Annotated in this window: 17 protein-coding genes and 1 pseudogene; 15 read left to right on the forward strand and 3 right to left on the reverse strand. The window is 55.1% G+C overall.

The window, feature by feature from the left end; genetic code table 11:
• Positions 1 to 51 precede the first annotated feature (51 nt).
• The 4 genes and pseudogenes from D8V06_RS14160 to D8V06_RS14180 all read left to right on the forward strand — a co-directional run bounded on the left by D8V06_RS14160 (position 52) and on the right by D8V06_RS14180 (position 4,788).
• Positions 52 to 867 (forward strand): ISL3 family transposase, encoded by an 816-nt coding sequence (locus D8V06_RS14160; RefSeq protein WP_241667823.1) that lies wholly within the window; start codon positions 52 to 54, stop codon positions 865 to 867.
• Between the two features lie 394 nt (positions 868 to 1,261).
• Entirely contained in the window at positions 1,262 to 2,692 is a 1,431-nt protein-coding gene (locus tag D8V06_RS14170; RefSeq protein ID WP_130931163.1) for an IS1182 family transposase, read from the forward strand.
• Between the two features lie 155 nt (positions 2,693 to 2,847).
• A pseudogene (locus D8V06_RS14175) lies at positions 2,848 to 3,336 on the forward strand (transposase); the annotation flags it as partial.
• A 387-nt stretch (positions 3,337 to 3,723) separates the two neighbouring features.
• The gene (locus tag D8V06_RS14180) at positions 3,724 to 4,788 is read left to right on the forward strand and encodes an RHS repeat-associated core domain-containing protein (protein ID WP_130931164.1); all 1,065 of its coding nucleotides are present in this window, start codon (positions 3,724 to 3,726) and stop codon (positions 4,786 to 4,788) included.
• A 247-nt stretch (positions 4,789 to 5,035) separates the two neighbouring features.
• Here D8V06_RS14180 and cas5 read toward each other — a convergent pair whose 3' ends face one another.
• From cas5 to D8V06_RS14195, 3 genes are read right to left on the reverse strand one after another with little or no spacing between them, the layout of a single operon-like run.
• On the reverse strand, positions 5,036 to 5,653 hold the full coding sequence (cas5, locus tag D8V06_RS14185; protein WP_130931165.1) for a CRISPR-associated protein Cas5: 618 nt from the start codon (positions 5,651 to 5,653) through the stop codon (positions 5,036 to 5,038).
• 54 nt (positions 5,654 to 5,707) lie between these two features.
• Positions 5,708 to 6,325 carry a GAD-like domain-containing protein gene (locus D8V06_RS14190; RefSeq protein ID WP_130931166.1) on the reverse strand — a complete coding sequence of 206 codons (618 nt, stop codon included), beginning with the start codon at positions 6,323 to 6,325 and terminating at the stop codon, positions 5,708 to 5,710.
• Positions 6,326 to 6,338: 13 nt separating this feature from the next.
• Complete coding sequence (locus D8V06_RS14195; RefSeq protein WP_130931167.1) at positions 6,339 to 7,688, reverse strand: DUF6861 domain-containing protein; 1,350 nt, start codon at positions 7,686 to 7,688, stop codon at positions 6,339 to 6,341.
• A gap of 523 nt (positions 7,689 to 8,211) precedes the next feature.
• On the opposite strand from D8V06_RS14195, the gene tssA reads away from it, so the two are divergent.
• From tssA to tssJ, 11 genes are all read left to right on the forward strand, one after another.
• Positions 8,212 to 9,768, forward strand: coding sequence for a type VI secretion system protein TssA (gene tssA, locus D8V06_RS14200; protein ID WP_056854196.1), 1,557 nt, complete (start codon positions 8,212 to 8,214; stop codon positions 9,766 to 9,768).
• Positions 9,769 to 9,800: 32 nt separating this feature from the next.
• Positions 9,801 to 10,301, forward strand: a complete 501-nt coding sequence (gene tssB / locus D8V06_RS14205) for a type VI secretion system contractile sheath small subunit (RefSeq protein ID WP_056854195.1) — start codon at positions 9,801 to 9,803, stop codon at positions 10,299 to 10,301.
• 24 nt (positions 10,302 to 10,325) lie between these two features.
• Complete coding sequence (gene tssC, locus D8V06_RS14210; RefSeq protein WP_056854194.1) at positions 10,326 to 11,801, forward strand: type VI secretion system contractile sheath large subunit; 1,476 nt, start codon at positions 10,326 to 10,328, stop codon at positions 11,799 to 11,801.
• A gap of 13 nt (positions 11,802 to 11,814) precedes the next feature.
• Positions 11,815 to 12,225 (forward strand): type VI secretion system baseplate subunit TssE, encoded by a 411-nt coding sequence (tssE, locus tag D8V06_RS14215; protein ID WP_056854193.1) that lies wholly within the window; start codon positions 11,815 to 11,817, stop codon positions 12,223 to 12,225.
• A gap of 15 nt (positions 12,226 to 12,240) precedes the next feature.
• Complete coding sequence (gene tssF / locus D8V06_RS14220) at positions 12,241 to 14,028, forward strand: type VI secretion system baseplate subunit TssF (RefSeq protein ID WP_130903787.1); 1,788 nt, start codon at positions 12,241 to 12,243, stop codon at positions 14,026 to 14,028.
• A complete protein-coding gene (tssG, locus tag D8V06_RS14225) occupies positions 13,992 to 14,999 on the forward strand; it encodes a type VI secretion system baseplate subunit TssG (RefSeq protein ID WP_130931168.1) in 1,008 nt (335 codons plus the stop codon). The genes tssF and tssG overlap by 37 nt, the downstream gene beginning before the upstream one ends.
• 11 nt (positions 15,000 to 15,010) lie before the next feature.
• The gene (gene tssH, locus D8V06_RS14230) at positions 15,011 to 17,632 is read left to right on the forward strand and encodes a type VI secretion system ATPase TssH (RefSeq protein WP_130931169.1); all 2,622 of its coding nucleotides are present in this window, start codon (positions 15,011 to 15,013) and stop codon (positions 17,630 to 17,632) included.
• A 10-nt stretch (positions 17,633 to 17,642) separates the two neighbouring features.
• On the forward strand, positions 17,643 to 19,160 hold the full coding sequence (locus D8V06_RS14235; RefSeq protein ID WP_056854374.1) for a sigma 54-interacting transcriptional regulator: 1,518 nt from the start codon (positions 17,643 to 17,645) through the stop codon (positions 19,158 to 19,160).
• Between the two features lie 68 nt (positions 19,161 to 19,228).
• Positions 19,229 to 19,369, forward strand: a complete 141-nt coding sequence (locus tag D8V06_RS14240; RefSeq protein ID WP_056854189.1) for a hypothetical protein — start codon at positions 19,229 to 19,231, stop codon at positions 19,367 to 19,369.
• Positions 19,370 to 19,389: 20 nt separating this feature from the next.
• Positions 19,390 to 20,583: a type VI secretion system-associated FHA domain protein TagH gene (gene tagH, locus D8V06_RS14245; protein WP_130931170.1), complete on the forward strand. Its 1,194-nt coding sequence runs from the start codon at positions 19,390 to 19,392 to the stop codon at positions 20,581 to 20,583.
• 5 nt (positions 20,584 to 20,588) lie between these two features.
• Positions 20,589 to 21,089: a type VI secretion system lipoprotein TssJ gene (gene tssJ, locus D8V06_RS14250; RefSeq protein WP_130931171.1), complete on the forward strand. Its 501-nt coding sequence runs from the start codon at positions 20,589 to 20,591 to the stop codon at positions 21,087 to 21,089.
• Positions 21,090 to 21,091: the final 2 nt, after the last annotated feature.

Raw genomic sequence — 21,091 nt, forward strand, 5'->3', positions numbered from 1 at the left:
TTGATTGATGATGTTCGTGCGAGCAAACACATCTAACAAACCGGCGTTCTTATGCTCGATATTAATACTTTCCTTCCGTTTTGGGAGGGCTTTTCTGTCGTCAACATCAAGCCTGATGGTGACGCCCTACAGATCGAACTGATTCCCCACGCCACCCGATTTCCTTCCTGTGGCGGCTGCCAGAAACCCTGTTCAACCACACATGAGTATTGCGAGCGAACCGTCCGCGATTTGCCGATTCTCGGCCGTGCGGTGCGCCTCAGCGTGTTGCTCAGGCGGGTGGGCTGTCGTGACTGCGGTAAACGCATGGAGGCGGTCAGTTGGCTGGACCGCTATGCCCGCATGACGCGGCGTTTGGCCGAAGCGGTCATTCAGGCCTGCGAACGCCTCCCCACACTGCACGTGGCTCAACTGTTTGGGCTGCATTGGGACACCGTTCGGTTGCTGGAGCGTCGAGCCTTGCAAGCAGCGTTGAGCGTTTTGCCAAAGGCACAACCGCGACGTCTGGTGATGTACGAGTTCGCCCTGTTCAAAGGTCATCGTTACGCCAGCGTGGTCCTGGATGCGGATACACGACGAGTGCTGTGGATCGGTGAAGGCCGCAGCCGAGCAGCGGTCAGGCCTTTCTTCGAAGAGCTGGGGCCCGAGGGTTGCGCACGCATCGAAGCGGTGGCGATGGACATGAACACCGCTTTTGACCTGGAGGTTCGTCAGCACTGTCCCAACGCGCGAGTGGTCTACGACCTCTTCCATGTGGTGGCCAAATATGGCCCAGAGTGTGTCAAAACCCTTGTTAGCCGCTTCCACTCTGGAATGCTTTGCCCTACTCAGCCCAGGTCAGACGTCAGTTGCTCAGATTCAGTATAAGATTCCGGAGATCAGCAGGCGCGCCGACAACGTGGGCTAAAGGCTAGAAATCTGGGGGTTGGATGATTGCAAGCAACGTTTCATATCTTTGTCCGGTTTGTGGATACCCCGGGCTTGAAGAGCCTCCATACGATGAGGTTGGTTGCTCTTCGTTTGGCATGTGCCCGTCCTGCGGTACGCAGTTTGGCTACGATGACGCGACATCTGCTCATGCTGATTTGCGGAAATCATGGATCTCTAAAGGAATGCTTTGGTGGAGCAAAGCTCAAGCGTCGCCGAGTGGTTGGGACCCGGTAAGGCAACTACAGGCGGTCGAAAAACGCATCAATGTCTGAACAGAATACCGCCCTTAGCCCTGCTATGATTTCTGTGGATTTCATCGCAGGGATCGCCCATGAAGCGCTTCATCCAAGGTGAACATCGAGGCCAAGGCACCTTACTTCCCGAAAGCCTCGACGACTTCGTCAGTGATACCAATCCGGTGCGCATAGTCGACGTCTTCGTCGATGAACTCGACCTGGTCAGTCTGGGTTTTGACGGTGCTATTCCTGCTGACACTGGCCGGCCTGCTTACCACCCCGCAATCCTGCTGAAGATCTATATCTACGGTTATCTCAACCGCATCCAGTCGAGCCGACGTTTGGAGCGAGAAGCCCAACGCAACGTCGAACTGATATGGCTGACCGGCCGTTTGATGCCCGATTTCAAGACCATTGCCAACTTCCGAAAAGACAACAGCAAGGCCATCCGAGGCGTTTGTCGCCAGTTCGTCGTACTCTGTCAGCAGTTGGGATTGTTTGGAGAAAATCTGGTCGCCATCGACGGCAGCAAATTCAAAGCCGTCAACAATCGCGACCGCAATTTCACCAGCGCCAAACTGAAGCGGCGCATGGAAGAAATTGAATCGAGTATCAACCGTTATCTGGCGGCACTTGATGCTGCCGATCGGCAAGAACCCACAGTCTCTGAGCCCAAAGCCGTGCGGCTGGAAGAGAAAATCGCCAAGCTCAAAACTCAAATGAAAGAGCTTCAGGCGATCGAAATCCAGCTCAATGAATCGCCGGATAAACAGGTCTCACTGACCGATCCAGACGCCCGTTCCATGATGACGCGCGGCACGGGAATCGTCGGTTACAACGTGCAGACGGCGGTCGATACCCAGCACCATTTGATCGTTGCGCACGAAGTGACCAACGTCGGTTCCGACCGCGATCAACTCAGCTCGATGGCGAAGCAGGCTCGCGATGCCATGGCGTCAGAAACGTTGGCGGTGGTAGCTGACCGAGGTTACTTCAAGAGTGAAGAAATCCTTGCTTGTCACGACGCGGACATCACTGCCTACGTGCCAAAGCCGATGACTTCAAGCGCCAAGGCGGATGGTCGATTCGACAAAGGTGTTTTGGTTTATGACGCAACGAAAAACGAATACATCTGTCCGGCGGGAGAGTCGCTGCCTTGGCGCTTCTCCAGTATTGAGAAAGGCATGAATATGCACTGTTACTGGAGTTCGAAATGCCAGGGCTGCGCACTGAAAACGCAGTGCACACCAAGCAAAAATCGTCGAGTAAGGCGCTGGGAACATGAAGCGGTGCTGGAGGAAATGCAGAGTCGGTTGAACCATGCACCGGACATGATGCGAATCCGAAAAAGGACGGTTGAGCATCCCTTCGGGACGCTCAAACAATGGATGGGCTCAACGCATTTCCTGACGCGCAAACTGGTCGGGGTAAGCGCGGAGATGAGTCTCAATGTGCTCGCCTACAACATGAAGCGGGTGATGAACATCATCGGTACAGCAGACCTGCTGAAGGCGATGGCGACGTAAAGCCTAGGTTTTCTCTGCTCCAGAAGGTGCTGAACCGCTCCATAACCGCTATGGAACGTCAGTAATGTTTATCGCGGCAAACGCTTGGGCAATCGCATCACCCATGAACGTATGCTTGACGCAATCAAGATACGAAAGCGTTTTTACACACTCTGGGCCGAGAGGTGATTGATCGGGTCCGCGTCGACGAGGCTAACCGGTTGCGTCACGACAAGCCTGCACGCAAGGTCATCAAGCAGGCGCGATGGCTGTTGCTGCGCAATCCGCAGAACTTGAAAGCGCCGGAACAACAGGTCCACTTAGAGGATCTGCTGGCGGCCAACCAAGCGTTGATGACGGTCTATTTGATGAAGGCTGAACTCAAAACACTCTGGACGCCGAGTACTGCCTGGAGTTGGCGAGCGGCCTGGAAGCAATGGCTGCGCCATGCGCATGAGAGCGAAATACCGGCTCTGATCCAGTTTGCCAAACGGCTAAAGGTTTACTGGCGGGGCATCGTGAGCCGGGTTCGCTGGCCGATGCATACGGGCCAGTTGGAAGGCATAAACAATCGAATAAAGGTCATTAAGCGGATGGCGTACGGTTACCGGGATAGCGAATTCTTTTTCATGAAGATCAAGAGCGTCTTTCCCGGTAATCCGTGATGAACCTTTTTTTTGCGCTTGTGCACCCCCGATCGTTCCCATGCTCTGCGTGGGAACGAATCCCGTGACGCTCCGCGTCACAGTTGGACGCAGAGCCTCCTTGGCGGCATTCCCACGCAGAGCGTGGGAACGATCAAAATAGATCCGTCCCCTTTTCGGTCTCCCCTTTTCGGTCCCCTTTTCGGGTCCCTTTTCGGGTCCCTTTTCGGGTCCCTTTTCGGTCGGTCCCCTATTCGATCGCCTTTTCGGTCGTCCTCTTTTCGCTTTACCGGCAACTCAGCTGTGACCTTCGCAACGGATTTCTACCTATCAGTTCTGATAGTAGACAGGCCTTCGCAGAATATAGAGTATGAATTACCTAAATCGGAACTTTCCGGAGTTCAGCCCATGCCTTTCCCCCAAGAAGATGTGCTCTGCCGATATCACTACGATCCGCTGGACCGACTCGTCAGTACGACACCTATAGATGATGCCGGGCTTCAACGCTTTTACTGTAAAAATCGCTTGGCCACGGAAATTCAAGGTTCTATGCAACGCGCTATTTTTCAACACGACGATCAACTACTGGCTCAACATGATCGGCAGAACCATTTGGTGGAATCCTCACTTTTGGTGACAGATCAAATGCGCTCGGTGTTGCAGGTAGTCAGGGCCAATCATTCTAGTTCCATTACCTACACACCTTATGGGCATCGTCTAACTGGAGACGGCTTGCTTAGTTTATTAGGATTTAACGGCGCAAGACCAGAACCGATAACTGGACACTATTTGCTGGGTAATGGATATCGAGCATTTAACCCAATTTTGATGCGTTTCAACAGTCCCGATAGTTTAAGTCCATTTGGGCGGGGTGGATTGAACTCATATGCGTATTGCTCAGGGGATCCGATTAATCGATATGATGAAAGCGGTCACATTTCAACATGGAAATTTTTTAAAACATTATTCAAAATCAAAGAGAAACCAGCATTTTCTTTTTCTCCACCTCCAACACCACGATTGTCTAGCCACTATACGATGTATGAAAGGCTACTCGATAAAGATGTGCCCTCTGAAGTCATACTCCAACAGTACAAAAAAGCGAGAAGTAAAGGCTATTCTCTCAGGGTTCCGATAGCAAAGGTATCTTCTGCAAAAAGCTTGAAATTAATTCCAGATACACACCAGCTCTATAAGTCTAGGACTAAGACATTAGGTGGTAATCAGGTAAGTTTCGTTTTCACCCAGCATGAAGAGCTTTTTATAGGCAGTTCAGGTCACCTTGGTTTGAGCGTGGCCGCCGGTAGTCCCAAAGTGATTAGTGCTGGGGAGATCACCCGAACTGGAGTTAAAAGTTTCAGTATTACGAACAATTCGGGCCATTTTAAGCCTGCATATGCGTCTCTTGATCCTGTAAAAGAGCGGCTGGAAAGTTTTGGCGCTAAGGTTTCCACTGTGCGGTTTCAGGCTTAAAACAAAAAGGGGACGGATTTATTTTTTCGAACTGTCTTTGCAGCTCTGGATAATGGATCCGTCCCCTTTTGTTGCTCCTTTTGTTGCTTTTGTTGAATATGCATGCCGATTGTTTCCATGCTCTGCGTGGGAATGAATCCCGTGACGCTCCGCGTCACAGGTGGACGCAGAGCATCCATGGCGGCATTCCCACGCAGAGCGTAGGAACGATCAAAACGACTCCTAGTCGAGCCCCGGAGCCCACCGTCTATAGATCCGAAAAACTGTAGGGCTGGAGCTCGGCGATTTGGGAGAGAAGGGTGAGATGTTCCACCGCCTTCACTTTCTCAAGATGATCGAGGGTGTCCGGGCCGCCGAACATCAGCGCTGGAACGAAGCCGTACATCTCGTCGTGACGCAGGGGGCCGAGTTTTTTCATTGCTGGTGTGAAGAGCTCGCCATAATCATTTGTGTCCACATCCATGGATAACAAAAAATCTTGGAGTTCCCGATCCATTTGTTCATTTGTAATTTCGAAATTGTCGATAACACAGCGAGAAAGAACACTGGTTATGTTAAGAGAGAATCCCGTTTTTTCACCAAAGAGGTACAGGTCGCCGAAAGCGCTACGAGCAATTAAATGATAGGTATCACGCTCTTGTAGTTTTGTTCCTTCAGTCCAGGAAGCCACAACCCCCTCGTATTCCTGAGGGTTTACGATCCAAAATATCCCGTCACCGTAACCGCACCAACCGTGCTCGGCCCAGTATTCCAATAAGAGATTGGGCAGCTTGCCCCGGTAGCGATCGAAGCTAGAAAGGGGTACTTCCCGCCTATCAATTGCCCCACCGAATTTCTCTAAAAATCTGGTAAATACTTTGTCCATTCAGTATCGCCTTAGTCCTTTGACGACTCCGAGACGAGACCCGGAGCCGATCGTTTATAGATCCGAAAAACTGTAAGGCTGAAGTTCGGCGATTTGGGAGAGCAGGGTGAGGTGTTCCACCGCCTTCACTTTCTCAAGATGATCGAGGGTGTCCGGGCCGCCGAACATCAGGGCTGGAACGAAGCCGTACATTTCGTCGTGACGAAGGGTGCCGAGCTTTTTCTTTGCTGGTTTGAACAGGTCACCATAATCGTTGGAGTCCACATTTCTGGAAAGCAGAAAAGCCTGCAGTTCTCTGTCCATATCGTCATTATTGATTTCGAGGTTTTTAACAACCACACGAGAAAGCACGCTGGTTATCTTAAGCGAAAATCCCGTTTTCTCGCCCCAGAGGTACAAGTCGCCAAAGGCGCTACGAGCAATCAGATGGTATGTGTCAATCTCTTCAAAACGAGTCCCTTCAATCCAAGATGCCACCACACTGTCGTATTCTTGTGGATTAACGATCCAGAAAATTCCATCGCCATAACCGCACCAACCGTGTTCCGCCCAGTATTCAAGCAGCTGATTAGGCAGCTTGCCTTTGTAACGTTCGATACTAGACGCCGGTACTTCCTGTCGATCAACAGGTGCACCAAATGTCTCCAGAAAAATCGAAAATACCTCATCCATTGTCGAGCTCTCCTTAACATTTATGAAGTTTGACATTTAGAAACGTCTGGCCGCGTAGCGTCGCGGGCACTGCCTCGGCGGCCTTTTTCAAATTCAAAATTTTCGGTCTCCACTGAGGGCCTATGCTGGAGTTAACTCGCCGATCACCGAAGTCAGCAATGATATCTTTGCCACCTGCGCTCAGATCGGGGTTATGCAGTCCTGCAAGGTTTGACATTGTTTCCTTGGCTTTTTTCACGCTCTCTTCTCTTGCAGCCGTGAAGCTCATCGTTCGCAAGTTTTCCTTCAGAAAACGCTCTTGCAAAGTGTCTTGTAATTCTTTTCGAGCTTGTCTGGCAGCTTCACGACTACGCTTCACCGGATTAGCAATATTCTCCAAATACTCATCAACCGTCAGCCGATTCAGCCCGTCTTCTTGTCCCTTCAACTGCCGTTCGAATTCTCCGATTTTAGACGCTGGCAGCTTGTCCGCTTTGAAGCATTCGACTTTATGAAGCGGCATCGCGTTCGGCTTGTCACTGGGCGGGTTTTTGTCTTTGTTTGGTGGGTGATTTGCCGGTGGCGCAGGGTCCTGATGGCTGAGAGCCCCCCGGTGCGGTGCTGAGGTTTGCAGGTCTGGGCGTTTTTTCAGGGCGTCTTCGTGCTTGAGCATCCATTCGCCTAGTCGCGCGCCTTTGGGGCTGGCTCGCATCTCCTGGGCGAGGACGCCCGCATTGCCTCGACCACGGGTGATGTGAGCCACGATGGCGCCCAGCAGCAGGACGACAACCTCCACATGGCCACGTGCAATCTCTTGGGTGGCGCTGTATCGGGCAGATGAATCATCCGGCCTGAACGGGTCTAAACCTCCCTCACTGCGTGGGCCGTTCCACGCGATGTGGATGCCACGCCAGTAATAGTCGCCAATGCGTGGCAGACCTTCGGTGAAGAACTCGGCAATGGACGTCAGGCCCAGTATGCCCAATATCCACGTGCTGACTTGCAAGCCCATCGCAGCGCCAGCCGCGCCCATCGGGATGGCGCCCACACCGCCGAGAAACGCGCCGGTCCCTGCGCCGATGGCTCCGCCGATCAATACACTGCCGGCAACGATCATCGCCATTTGAGCGACGACTTCGATCAGCTCGTTAAGAACGCTGGCGATATCGATGTCAGCGAAGCGTTGTCTCAATAAGCGAGCCGCTTCCCACTCAGCCTCAATGAAGGCAGACCTGACGCTGTTGATCCGACGGATATTGAGCGAGAGGGAGGGAGCGGGTTCGTTAAAGTGAGTGCGATACCGGGCGCCTCCCTGGTAACCCATCTCTCGAGTGATTCGGTTTTCTATCTCGTGCCATGTGGGCACCATGTGCCATAAAAACATCAATTGTCTCCCTGACAATTCGCTCCTTGGATGACTCATCAAGTTGTACTTGTGCAAAGTACCGAGACACAGGTGGACCGCATGACCCAAAAGATCAAATCGGACGCGTCCTACACGCGTTGCGGAAACAGGGAAGTTAACTGTGTTGGGTTTTGTGCTCCCAACTGTGTGCCGGGCGCCGGAACGAGAAAAACCCCGAAGGTGAAGAACACACCAATCGGGGTTGTTAATTGCTTGAATAGTTAACAGGTCATCAAGTTACCAAGCGGTGTCTGGATGCACAAACTGGTCGACGGCGTAACCGCAGACAATGGCGCTCTTGCCTGTCTTACATGACTGAAGGATCAGTCGCACCTAAGTGGCGAATCCTCCTACAGACATGTTCTTCGTCAACAAAGTAAGTTCTCGACCCTTGAACGGAAGCGCGTTTGCTCAACACGGAGTCGAGACCTTTGCCCAGAATTCCAGCTGTAGATTGGCATCAGGTTGCAATAAAACTTGTGCACGCAAGTTGTAAGTTCATATGACCTATTCCAGCAAGCTTTCGGCGCATTACCTTGATCTTGCCAGGTCGCCAGTGTTCGCAGAGAAATTCGCAGGCGATGATGCCCGTTATTCAAGTGAATACGAGGCATTGGAAAGTGAGTTGGGTAAAGCCCAATCCATGCATGAAAGCGGTCAGATCGACTGGCTGATGATCCGCGAAACCAGCGAGAACGTACTTCGCAGCCATTCCAAGGATTTGCGCGTTGGTGCTTGGCTGACCTGGGCGCTCTACCAGGGTGAATCCTTCCCGGGTCTGCTGGCCGGTCTCGGTTTACTGCATCACTTGTGTGAAAACCACTGGGCCGAGATTTACCCGCAAAAATCCCGCACCCGCTGCGCTGCCATCAATTGGTTGGTGCCGCGTCTTGAGCAGGTGTTGAACGAAAACATCGCGATCAAGGAGCAACTTCCGCTGTTCCGCCGTCTGGTGGAGCATCTGGAAGGCCTCGACGCTGCTTGCACCGAGCAGCTGGGCGACGAAGCCCCGTTATTGTTGCCGATCTCCCGTCGCTTGAAAAACAGGGTCCAGCGTGCTGCCGACAATCAACCGGAACCTGGTGTAGTGAGCGCCGCGATGGCCCAGGTCAAGCAGGCCGCCACACAGCTATTCACCCCCGGCGCACCGATCGATAACGAGAAAGAAGCCCACAAGGCCTTGCGTGCCCAGCAAGAAAACGCCCTCCCTTTGTGCGCTTGGTGGCTCAAGCAAAATGCCACTGACCTGCGCGCGCTGCGCCTCAATCGCACGCTGCTTTGGCTGCCCATTGAAACCTTGCCAGAGCGTAATGCCGATCAAATCACCGTTTTGCGTGGCTTGCCGGCCGACAAGCTAAAAACCTTTCAAGACCATCACGACCAAGCGAAGTACGCCGACCTGCTGGTCGGTTTGGAGGCAAGCCTGGCGAAGGCACCGTTCTGGTTCGACGGTCAGCGAATGGTTTGGGAGTGCCTCCAAGGCCTTAATGCAGAAATGGCCATGCGCGAAGTGGAAATTCATTTCGCGCTGTTGATTCAGCGCCTGCCAGCCATTATCGAATTGCGTTTCCATGACGGCGCACCGTTCGCCAATCCTGCCACCCGCGCCTGGATCAGCGCCTTCGTGATGCCGCATTTGCAAAACCCCAGCGCGCCGCGCAAGGCCGAAGTCGTCGACACCCAGCCTGCCTGGGAACTGGCGCTGGAAGACGTCTTGCCGATCCTGCACAAGGACGGCCTCAAGACGGCGGTGCAAATCCTCAAGCAGCACATGCAAAGCGCCCAAGGTGGGCGCGTTCGGTTTTTCTGGCAGTTCACCCTCGCGCAGCTGTGCTTCAAGGCCAGGAAATACGAATTGGCCAAGACCCAACTTGAAAACCTCGACCAGACATTACGCGATGCAGGCCTGCAAACCTGGGAGCCGGCACTTGCGCTGCAAGTGTTGCAGTTGCTGCACAGCTGCTGCGAGTTGTTGCCGCAGAGTCATGCGGTGCGCGAATGCAAGGAAGAGATTTATCGCAGGTTGTGCCACCTCGATCTTGAAGTGGCACTCGACTAGGCCTCCGGGCCAAAACCGCAAGGAGAATAGCCATGGCCAAAGAAGGCTCGGTAGCCCCAAAGGAACGCATCAACGTAACGTTCAAGCCCGCCATAGGGGGCGCTCAGGAAGAAATCGAATTGCCGCTCAAACTGGTGGCGATCGGTGACTACACCCAGCGTAAGGACGAGCGAAAAGTTGAAGACCGCAAACCGATAAGCATCGACAAGATGACCTTCGATGAGGTGCTCGCAAAGCAAGAGCTTCAGGTCACCTTGAGCGTGCCGAACCGGCTTCAGGACGACGGTACTGAAGAGTTGGCCGTGGGTCTGCGCATCGGCTCGATGAAAGACTTCAATCCGGCCAGCCTGGTCGAACAAGTCCCGGAACTGAAAAAACTGATGGAACTGCGTAACGCGCTGGTGGCCCTCAAAGGCCCGCTGGGTAACGCGCCTGCTTTCCGTAAAGCCATCGAAGGTGTGCTTGCCAACGACGAATCCCGCAGCCGCGTATTGGCCGAGCTGGGACTGGATGCCACAACCGAGCGAGCCTGATCTCTCTGCCGCCAAGGAAGCCACATGAGTACCCATGCAGCACAACAGCAAAACACCGAGAGCCGTGAAAACAGTCTGCTCGACAGCATCATTGCCCAAACCCGCCTGACCCCGGACGATGAGGCCTATGACATTGCCAAGCGCGGCGTGTCGGCTTTTATAGAGGAGTTACTCAAGCCAAAGAACAGCGGTGAACCGGTAAAAAAGGCCATGGTCGACCGAATGATTGCCGAGATCGATGCCAGGCTTGGCCAGCAGATGGATGAAATTCTTCACCACCCGGACTTCCAGTCTTTGGAGTCTTGCTGGCGTGGTTTGCAGTTGTTGGTTGATCGCACCAACTTCCGCGAGAACATCAAGATCGAAATCCTCAACGTGTCCAAAGCCGACCTGCTGGACGATTTCGAAGATTCACCGGAAGTGATGCAAGCCGGCCTCTACAAGCACATCTACACCGCGGAATATGGTCAGTTCGGTGGCCAGCCCGTCGGCGCAATCATCGCCAATTACTTCATGTCCCCCAGTTCACCGGATGTGAAGTTGATGCAATACGTGGCCAGCGTTGCCTGCATGTCCCATACGCCATTCATTGCCGCGGCCGGTCCGGAGTTTTTTGGTCTGGACAGCTTTACCGGCCTGCCGGACCTGAAAGACCTCAAGGATCATTTCGAAGGCCCGCAATTCGCCAAATGGCAAAGCTTCCGTCAGTCAGAGGACGCCCGCTACATTGGCCTGACCGTGCCGCGCTTCCTGCTGCGCAACCCCTACGACCCGGAAGAAAATCCGGTCAAATCGTTCGTCTACAAAGAAACTGTCGCCAACAGTCATGAGCACTATCTATGGGGTAATACGGCATTCGCATTTGGCACCCGGTTGACTGATAGCTTTGCGAAGTTTCGCTGGTGTCCGAACATCGTCGGTCCACAGAGCGGCGGTGCGGTTGAAGATCTGCCGTTGCATCACTTCGAAAGCATGGGCGAAATCGAAACCAAGATTCCAACCGAAGTGCTGGTGTCCGACCGTCGTGAATTCGAGCTGGCCGAGGAAGGCTTCATCGCCCTGACAATGCGCAAGGGCAGTGATAACGCCGCTTTTTTCTCCGCCAGTTCCGTACAGAAGCCCAAGCACTTCGGCATCAGCGCCGAAGGCAAGGTTGCCGAACTGAACTACAAACTCGGCACGCAACTGCCCTACATGATGATCGTCAATCGGCTGGCCCACTATCTGAAGGTTCTCCAGCGCGAGCAACTGGGATCGTGGAAAGAGCGGACCGACCTCGAGCTGGAACTCAACAAGTGGATTCGCCAGTACGTAGCCGATCAGGAAAACCCGAGTGCCGAAGTGCGCGGCCGGCGACCACTGCGGGCGGCTCAAGTCACTGTCAGCGATGTGGATGGCGAGCCCGGTTGGTACCGCGTCAGCCTCAACGTGCGCCCGCACTTCAAGTACATGGGGGCCGACTTCACCCTTTCTCTGGTTGGCAAACTGGACAAAGAGTAGGCGGAACTGACCCATGGCCGGATACGGCAGCCTCTTCGAACGCCTGAATGGCGATGCAGCCAAACGTGATGGATGGAGTCTGGAAAACTCTGCCATGGCGTCCGTGGCTGCTCATCTGGCCAAGATGCTCAGCACCCGTGCAGGCAGTGTGCAGACGCTGGCAGATTACGGATTACCGGATCTCAATGACATGCGCCTGAGCCTGCACGACTCCTTGAATCGCGCCCGTTTGCACATCGAACGATTTATCGAAGCCTACGAGCCGCGATTGAGCAATGTGCGTGTGTACTCTCAATTACAGCAACACGATCTGCTTCGTTTGGGCTTCTGTATTGAAGGCTTGCTGGAGGTCGATGGTTTCAAGCGTCAGGTCAGTTTTGCCGCTCGCTTGGATGGCAATGGTCAGGTCATGGTGAGCCAATGATATCTGGAGCTCGCCATGTCATTTAACCACTACTACCAAAGTGAACTCACCGCGCTTCGCCAGTTGGGTCGTCGATTTGCCGAGCGCAATCCGGCATTGTCTTCTTACCTGGGGCAGACCGGGCAAGACCCTGATGTGGAGCGTTTGCTGGAAGGTTTTGCCTTTCTGACCGGACGTTTGCGACAAAAGCTCGACGACGAATTGCCTGAGCTCAGCCATTCGTTGATGCAACTGCTATGGCCCAATTACATGCGGCCGGTTCCGGCCTTCAGCATGTTGCAATTCAGTCCCCTGGCACGTTCGGAGCCTGCGTTGACGGTTGCGCGCGACACGCCAGTGGAGAGCGTACCGATTGAAGACGTGCGTTGCCGTTTTCGCACGTGCTATGCCACCGAAGTGACAGCGCTGGATCTCGTTGGGTTGAGCCACTCCGTCAAGGGTGATGGTTCGCTGTTGAGCCTGCGGCTGCAATTGACGGCTGACGGTCATCTGGGCGAGTTGCAGTTGCGTCGCTTGCGCCTGCACTTTGCTGGCGAACGTTACATCAGCCAAATGCTGTATCTGAGCCTTTTGCGGAATCTGCAAGGTGTCGAGTTGATTCCGCTGGATGGGACGGGTGAGCCGCTTGTCGGGGCCAATGATCTGCCAATGACATTGCAGCTAGCAGATGAGTGTGTGCAACCGGTGGGTTTTGCCGAAGGCGAAGCGTTGATGCCATATCCGCTGAATACCTTCCGCGGTTATCGCTACCTGCAGGAGTATTTCGCTTTTCAGGATAAATTCCTGTTCGTCGATATCAATGGTCTCGACCTGCTCAAGACCTTGCCTGAAGAAAGCATCAAGCAAGTGCGAGGTTTGGAGTTGCGCTTCGATATTCGCAAAAGCGCATTGCAACGACTGCGTCCGACCCTTGATAACGTGAAGCTTCACTGCACACCCATCGTAAATTTGTTCAAACACGATGCGATGCCGGTACGACTCGACGGCAAACAGGATGAATACCTGCTTTTGCCTGCCCGGTATAACCAGCAAAGCTGCGGTGTGTACTCAGTGGAAACCGTTACCGGCTGGCGGCCGGGTGGATTGGGTTATCGCCAGTATGTGCCGTTTGAATCGTTCGAGCATGATCCCAGCTTCGATGTGCCGACCCGGCGGCCGCATTACAGCGTGCGCCAGCGGCCGTCCTTGGTGCACGACGGCCTCGACACTTACTTAAGCTTCGGCACGCACCCTGCCGACGTGCAGGAAACCCTTTCGATTGAGCTGGTCTGCACCAACCAGAACCTTGCGCGCAAACTCAAGCTCGGTGACATCAATCAAGCCTGCGAACGGACACCTGAGTGTTTGAGCTTTCGCAACATCACACCGGTCACCGCGTGTTTTGCGCCACCGCTCAATCGGGACTTTCTCTGGAAGTTGATCAGCAACATGTCGCTCAACTACCTGTCCCTGGCGGACGTCAATGCACTGAAAGTGATTCTCCAAACGTATGACTTGCCCCGCTACTACGACCAGCACGCTGAAAAAATCAGCAAGCGTCTGCTCGGTGGGCTGAAGTCGATCAAGCATCAGCACGTCGACAGATTGCACCGAGGATTACCGGTTCGGGGTTTGCGAACGGAGCTGACCATCGACCCGCAAGGGTATATCGGCGAAGGCGATCTGTTTGTGTTCGCCTCGGTCCTCAATGAGTTTTTTGCGCTTTATGCCAGCCTCAATTCGTATCACGAGCTGCGGGTCATCAGCACACAGGGAGAGGTGTACCAATGGCTACCCCGCATGGGTCTGCAGCCTCTCCTTTGAGTAGGCTGAGTCAAGTCATACGCGAGTATTCGCTGTTCCAGGCGGTGCTGGCCGTCATGGATCGGCTGCGCGAGGCGCACCCCTGCATGAGCGAAGAAGAACTGTACGAGCAGTTGGAGTTCCAGGCCAATCCAAGCTTGGGTTTCCCGGGCAGTGACGTCGACCGCGTGGAGTTTTTTCAGGAGCACGGGCAGTTGCGAGCGCGATTGCGTTTCAACCTGATCAGCCTGACAGGCTCCGGTTCACCCCTGCCATCGTTCTATGTCGAGCAGGCCTTGGGTGACAGCGAAGACGGTAACGCGACTCGCAGCTTCCTCGATCTCTTTCACCATCGGCTGCAGCGATTGATGTTGCCGATATGGCGCAAATACCGGTATCGCGCCGGCTTCAAGAGCGGCGCCATCGACCCTTTTTCGGCGCAACTGTTTGCTCTGATCGGTCTGGGTGGAGCTGAAATCCGCAAGGCTGGCGAGCTGAACTGGAAACGTCTTTTGCCCTACCTCGGGCTCCTCAGTTTGCGTGCCCACTCGGCAGCCCTGATCGAATCCGTGCTGCGTTATTACTTCAAGCACGCCGAGATTTTCATCGAGCAATGCGTTGAGCGTCGCGTCGACATTCTGCATGAGCAACGCAATCGCCTTGGTCGTGCCAACAGCACGCTGGGCGAGGATCTGGTACTGGGCGAATACGTTCGTGATCGCAGCGGCAAGTTTCGGATTCATATCCGTGAGCTCGACTTGCAACGCTTTCATGAATTTCTGCCGGTCGGTTTCGGCTATCAACCCCTGTGTGCACTGGTTCGGTTCACCCTGCGAGATCCGCTCGACTACGACATTCGCCTGCTGCTGCGCCAGGAAGAGATCCACGAATTTCGCATAGGCGAGCGGAGCGCCTGCCGCCTGGGGTGGACCAGTTGGGTAGGGCGTGAGCACGCCGACGGTCTTGTGACCCTGGGCAGCAACATTCATTAAGGACGTGACTGATGATCAACGTGGACCTGCAACAACTCATTCAGGCGCTGGACGCCCAAAGCCGCCGTGATCTGGAAAGCGCTGCCGAACGTTGCGTCGGACGTGGCGCCGGCAAAGTGCTCATCGAGGACTTGCTTCTGGCCTTGCTGGAGCGTCCGCAAGGTTTGCTCGGCCGTGCATTGCAAGACGCTGAAGTCGATGCGGGGGAGCTGATCAGGGCTTTGCATTTGCCGGCCGAGCATAGCGCTTCACGCAACCCGGTGTTCGCTCCAGAGCTGGTGCAATGGCTGCAGGATGCTTTGCTGGTGGCGAATCTCGAATTGGGGCGCAGCCAGATAGACCAGGCCGCGCTGATTCTCGCACTGCTACGTAATCCAATGCGTTACGCCGGCAGTCGTTATCAACTTTTGCTCGCCAGGCTAAACGCCGAGCGGCTGAGGGAGTGTGCGTTGTCGGAGCAACCGCAGCACGCCACCAATCACATAGCCAAGGGCGGTGAGTCACTGTTGGAGCGATTTACCCATAACCTGACTCAGCAGGCCCGTGACAACGATCTGGACCCGGTTTTGTGTCGCGACGATGCGATCCGCCAGATGATCGACATCCTCGCCCGCCACCGTAAAAACAACCCGATTGTGGTGGGTGACGCGGGCGTCGGTAAAACGGCTGTCGTTGAAGGTCTGGCCTTGCGAATCGTTGCCGGTGACGTACCGCCGGAGTTGCGCGGTGTCGAGTTGATGTCGCTGGATATGGGCTTGTTGCAAGCCGGTGCAAGCGTAAAAGGTGAGTTCGAGCGGCGCCTCAAAGGTGTGATCGATGAGGTCAGGGGATCGCCCAGACCAATCATTCTGTTTATCGACGAGGCGCATACCCTGATCGGCGCTGGCGGCACTGCCGGTGGCTCCGATGCGGCCAATCTGCTGAAGCCGGCGCTGGCCCGAGGCGAATTGCGAACCATCGCGGCAACCACTTGGACCGAGTACAAAAAATACTTCGAAAAAGATCCTGCACTGGCCCGCCGTTTCCAGCCGGTGCAATTGCTTGAGCCCACCGTCAGCGAAGCCGTGACGATTCTTCGTGGCCTCGCCGTTGTGTATGAAAAAAGCCACGGAATCTATTTGCGCGATGATGCCGTGGTGGCGGCCGCGAAATTGTCTGCTCGTTACCTTACGGGCAGGCAGTTGCCAGACAAGGCGATCGACGTTCTCGACACGGCATGCGCCCGAGTCCGCATCAGCTTGGCCGCTGCCCCGCAAAGCCTGCAACAGTTGCAGGCCGAGCTGGCGGAAAGTGAGCGAAAACGCCAGGCGCTACGCCGCGATGCCGAAGCGGGTGTGTTGATCGATCATCAATCCTTGCACGCTCTGGAAGCGCACCTGCACGATCTCGAAGTGGAAACAGCAGCGCTGCAGACCCGATGGCACAAGCAGGTCGGCATAGCCGAATCTGTGTTGACTCTACGCCGGCAACTGTCCCAGGCGCGGGCTGCGATTGGCATCGACGAGGGTGGCGAATGCTCCGAACGGCACGCCGATGAAATCCAATGTGTGGCGACGTTGGAGGCGGCTCTCACTGAGTCTCATCGTGCTCTGATCGAAGCGCAGGGCAATGAACGACTGGTGAGTTTTGAAGTGTGTCCGCGCCTGGTAGCCGAAGTGGTGAGTGCTTGGACCGGTGTGCCTCTTACGCAGCTGGCCCGAGAGCACAATGCCAAGGTCGCCGGTTTTGCCAATGACCTGCACAAGCGTATTCGTGGTCAGCAACCCGCCATTGAGGCATTGGATCGTGCAATGCGCGCAACGGCTGCCGGGCTGCACAGGCCAGACACACCGCTAGGTGTGTTTCTGTTGGTAGGTCCGAGTGGTGTCGGCAAAACCGAAACTGCGTTGGCGCTCGCAGACCTGATGTATGGCGGTGATCGTTTTATCACCACCATCAACATGTCTGAATTTCAGGAAAAACACACAGTTTCGCGCCTGATCGGTTCGCCCCCCGGTTATGTCGGTTACGGTGAAGGCGGCATGCTCACTGAAGCAGTACGTCAGAAGCCGTATTCGGTTGTATTGCTGGATGAGGTCGAGAAAGCCGATCCAGACGTCCTCAACCTGTTCTACCAGATATTCGACAAAGGCGTGGTCAACGATGGTGAAGGACGGGAAATCGACTTTCGCAATACGCTGATCCTGATGACCTCGAATCTGGGCAGTGAGCAGATCAGCGAGCTTTGCAAAGATGCCGGGCGGCCCGCCGCACAAGTATTGGAGCAAGCCATTGAGCCTATCCTCAGCCAGCATTTCAAACCGGCATTGTTGGCGCGCATGCGTGTCGTGCCTTATTACCCCGTTGGCGGGTCGGTACTGCGCGAGTTGATTGAAATGAAACTCGACCGTTTGGGCGAGCGCATGCACCGTCGCAAGCTGGGTTTCACCTACGGACAAAGCCTCGTCGATCACCTGGCCGAGCGCTGTATTCAAAGCGACAGCGGTGCGCGCTTTATTGACCACTTGTTGGATCTGCATGTACTGCCTCGAATAGCCGATCGTGTACTCGATTCGATGGCTACAGGACAGTCCCTCAGGCATGTCCATGCGACGCTGGATGCCGATGCCTGTGTTGTCTGCGAGTTTGTCTGAAATGGGGGCGATGCTCGCGAACCTGAAGCAGCCGTTGGTGTACGCCGAGGCCCTGGTGGAGCAGTTCTCCGGGTTGTCACGGGCGGCAGATGGCGACGAGTTGCTGGGGGATTTCTTGCGCGGGGTCACGCAACTGAGTGGTTGCGAGTTGGCGCAGTTATACCTTCTGGACCCGACTCACAACGCCCTCGGGCTCAACAGCGAGTGCCTCGACGGAATTCTGCAACCCCGGGCCGGCTCGAGTTTGCAGGCGGATTACAGTGATCGAGCATTGCTGCACTTTGCGCTGCGCCAGAACCGCGTGGTGTGTCTCGGTTCATTGAGCGACAGCCTGCATGACACGGATTTCCTGCCGTTTCAGCCCAGACCCTGGCAATCGTTGTTGTGTGTGCCGTTATTGAATCAACGAAAAGCGGTTGAGGGTTTAGTGCTGTGTGCCAGCCATCGATCGATTGAACTGCAGGGATTCGCCGGCTCCCTTGGTCAGTTAGGAGCGTTCGCACTGCGCCAGACACAACTGTTGCAGCGCTTGCGCCAACCTGGCGGCAACACGCGGCCTGTGCCGGTCAGTATCCCGAATGCCAGTGGTTATGGACTGATCGGTAAAAGCCCCGCCATGCGTCGCACCTATTCCCTGATCAACAAGGTCGTTCATAGCCCCTATACCGTACTGTTGCTGGGTGAGACCGGTACCGGCAAGGAAGTAGTCGCGCGAGCCATCCACGCGGCTGGGCCTCGACGCACTCAGGCATTCATCGTGCAGAACTGTGCGGCATTCGCCGAGACCCTGTTGGAGAGTGAGTTGTTTGGCTATCGCAAAGGTGCGTTCACCGGCGCCGACCGGGATCGTCCCGGCCTGTTCGATGCGGCTAACGGCGGCACCTTGTTTCTTGATGAAGTCGGCGACATGCCGTTGTCTCTGCAGGCCAAATTGTTGCGGGTTTTGCAGGAGGGAGAGATTCGACCGTTGGGTTGCAACGACACCCATAAAGTCGATGTGCGGATTGTTGCGGCGACGCACCGGGATTTGTCGTTGTTGGTCAGCGAAGGCAAGTTTCGCGAGGACTTGTACTACCGCCTCGCGCAGTTTCCGATCGAGTTGCCGGCTTTGCGCCAGCGTGAAGGCGACATTCTCGACCTGGCTCGTTACTTCGCGGACAAGGCTTGTGCACTCCTGCAACGGGATGCGGTGCTTTGGTCCGATGCGGCGCTTGGCCATCTGGCTGCATATACCTTTCCAGGCAACGTGCGTGAGCTCAAAGCAATGGTAGAGCGAGCCCTGCTCTTGTGTGACGGCGGCGAATTGTTGCCGGGGCATTTTTGCCTGCCCATGGACCTGCATGCTGAAGACAAAAGCCTGCACCTGCGCGAACGGCTGGCGCGATTCGAACGCAACCTGATGATCGATTGCCTGCGCAAAAACCACGGTAATCAGACGCGCACCGCCCGTGAACTCGGGTTGCCGCGCCGCACCCTGCTGTACCGGCTGGGGCGCTTGAACATTTGCGCTGGGGATCTCGATGGATAGCGCGCCGTCACGGTTGCCGATTCGATTGCCTGCACTCACTTTCTTTTTCAGTTCTTCGGAGACTCCGCATGCCTGTTCGCTACTGGCCTGCCGTCTTGCTGACTTTCGTCGTTGTAAGCGGCGTGGTTGGTTGCGGTGGTAATTACAAATTCAACGACAACACCTATCGCCCCTTGGGTGATCCGCATGCGGCCCATCGCGGCCAGTGACTGCAAGGAGCATCAACAAGATGGAGCTGGTTCTCGAAATACTGAGCAGCAAGCAGTTCGTACCGACAGATTTGTGCCAGAAAACCTTCACCCCGTCAGGCGGAATGATCGGCCGAGGTGAGGATTGCGACTGGATCATTCCGGACCGCAAGCGTCACCTTTCCAGCCGACACGCCTTGATCAGCTGCCGCGACAATGCGTTCTTCCTGACCGATATCAGCAGCAACGGTATTCAGGACTGCTCAACCGGTACACAACTGCCCAAAGATAAAGCGATGCCTATCGAAACCGGCAGCGTTTATCTGCTGGGTGATTTCGAAATCCGTGCGCGACTCAATGACTTGTCCACGGCATTTGAAACCCAGGCCAGCAGGCCGCGAACGACAGTCAACATCATTCCTGATGAAGTCTTCCTCAATTTCGATCCGTTGAGTGCCGTGGATCAGCAGCAACGTGTTGCCTTCGACTTGGACGAGTTCACGGCTCTCGATACGATTTTTCAGGAGCCGATGCAATGTGCTGACTTTGCACGCATCGACATGGAAAACATGAGAGTGCCGCAGTTGGTTGATGCCCCTCAGGCATCTGAACCGCTAACGACTCACAAACCTGCCGAGCGCCTGACTGAAGATTTCTGGAAGCGTTTTGGTACTGCGCTGGGCGTGGAGCTCGACGGTCTCGAGACTGGCGCCCGCGAAGCGTTGGCCTTGAGAGCCGCGCAATTGCTCAAGCAGAGCATTGGGGGTTTACAGCAAAGCCTGCGCACCCGCAACGAACTGAAAAACGAGCTTCGGCTGGCGCAGACGACATTGCAGGGTATCCATTCAAACCCGCTCAAGTATGGGATCGATACCGAAGAGCTGTTGGGCATGTTGCTGGCCAACAAGTCAGGTCAGTTACCGGCAGATCAAGCCATCTCCCGCGCTTTCCGCGACCTTCAGGCGCACCAGGTGGCTTTGCTCGCCGCCAGCCGCGCGGCGGTCAAGGGTGCCGTAGAACATTTTTCACCGCAGCAACTGACGCTTCGTTTCGAGCGTGAAAGCACGTCATTGCTGGGAACGTCCGGCAGTCGCTGGAAAGCCTATGGCCGTTATCACCAGGCGCTGCTTCAGGATGGTGAATGGACTGAACGTTTGTTGGCCCGTGACTTTTCCCAAGCCTATGAAGAGCAGATTCGTTTGATCTCTACCCTCCACAACGACCTTCAGGGATGACAGGCATGTCTCGGCGTTCGACTGTTTTTATCAAGGCGCTGACCGCGCTGACCGCGCTCATGCTATTGACCGCATGCGCATCGCTAACACCGTATTCCACGTTGTCGAAAATCAATCTGAAGCTGTCCGCGAGTGACCAGCTGAACCCGGACATCAACGGTCGTCCTTCACCGATTGTCGTGCGTCTTTTTGAGCTCAAGCACCCGGTTGCATTCGAGAGTGCCGACTTTTTCAGCCTCTATGAACGAGCCGCGAAGTCCCTGGCCCCGGACCTGGTGGCAAGTGAAGAGTTGCAACTGCGTCCCGGCGAACATCATGAACTCAAGCTCAGCGTGCAATCGCAAAGCCGTTACGTAGGCATTCTCGCCGCCTACCGCGATCTATCGGAAACCCGATGGCGCTACACCGTGCCAATCACAACGGGAGGCGTCACCCACATCGACCTGACTCTTGATCAGGCCGGCATTCATGGCAGCAGCGAAGCGTTTGTACAGGCGGACAATTGAGC

The sequence above is a fragment of the Pseudomonas sp. Sample_24 genome (assembly GCF_004307605.1).
Lineage (GTDB): Bacteria > Pseudomonadota > Gammaproteobacteria > Pseudomonadales > Pseudomonadaceae > Aquipseudomonas.

Bases quoted from the DNA above. Each gene is read 5' to 3' on its own strand.
- D8V06_RS14160 (WP_241667823.1), top strand. From the start codon at position 52: ATGCTCGATATTAATACTTTCCTTCCGTTTTGGGAGGGCTTTTCTGTC.
- D8V06_RS14170 (WP_130931163.1), top strand. From the start codon at position 1,262: ATGAAGCGCTTCATCCAAGGTGAACATCGAGGCCAAGGCACCTTACTT.
- D8V06_RS14180 (WP_130931164.1), top strand. From the start codon at position 3,724: ATGCCTTTCCCCCAAGAAGATGTGCTCTGCCGATATCACTACGATCCG.
- cas5 (WP_130931165.1), bottom strand. From the start codon at position 5,653: ATGGACAAAGTATTTACCAGATTTTTAGAGAAATTCGGTGGGGCAATT.
- D8V06_RS14190 (WP_130931166.1), bottom strand. From the start codon at position 6,325: ATGGATGAGGTATTTTCGATTTTTCTGGAGACATTTGGTGCACCTGTT.
- D8V06_RS14195 (WP_130931167.1), bottom strand. From the start codon at position 7,688: ATGTTTTTATGGCACATGGTGCCCACATGGCACGAGATAGAAAACCGA.
- tssA (WP_056854196.1), top strand. From the start codon at position 8,212: ATGACCTATTCCAGCAAGCTTTCGGCGCATTACCTTGATCTTGCCAGG.
- tssB (WP_056854195.1), top strand. From the start codon at position 9,801: ATGGCCAAAGAAGGCTCGGTAGCCCCAAAGGAACGCATCAACGTAACG.
- tssC (WP_056854194.1), top strand. From the start codon at position 10,326: ATGAGTACCCATGCAGCACAACAGCAAAACACCGAGAGCCGTGAAAAC.
- tssE (WP_056854193.1), top strand. From the start codon at position 11,815: ATGGCCGGATACGGCAGCCTCTTCGAACGCCTGAATGGCGATGCAGCC.
- tssF (WP_130903787.1), top strand. From the start codon at position 12,241: ATGTCATTTAACCACTACTACCAAAGTGAACTCACCGCGCTTCGCCAG.
- tssG (WP_130931168.1), top strand. From the start codon at position 13,992: ATGGCTACCCCGCATGGGTCTGCAGCCTCTCCTTTGAGTAGGCTGAGT.
- tssH (WP_130931169.1), top strand. From the start codon at position 15,011: ATGATCAACGTGGACCTGCAACAACTCATTCAGGCGCTGGACGCCCAA.
- D8V06_RS14235 (WP_056854374.1), top strand. From the start codon at position 17,643: ATGCTCGCGAACCTGAAGCAGCCGTTGGTGTACGCCGAGGCCCTGGTG.
- D8V06_RS14240 (WP_056854189.1), top strand. From the start codon at position 19,229: ATGCCTGTTCGCTACTGGCCTGCCGTCTTGCTGACTTTCGTCGTTGTA.
- tagH (WP_130931170.1), top strand. From the start codon at position 19,390: ATGGAGCTGGTTCTCGAAATACTGAGCAGCAAGCAGTTCGTACCGACA.
- tssJ (WP_130931171.1), top strand. From the start codon at position 20,589: ATGTCTCGGCGTTCGACTGTTTTTATCAAGGCGCTGACCGCGCTGACC.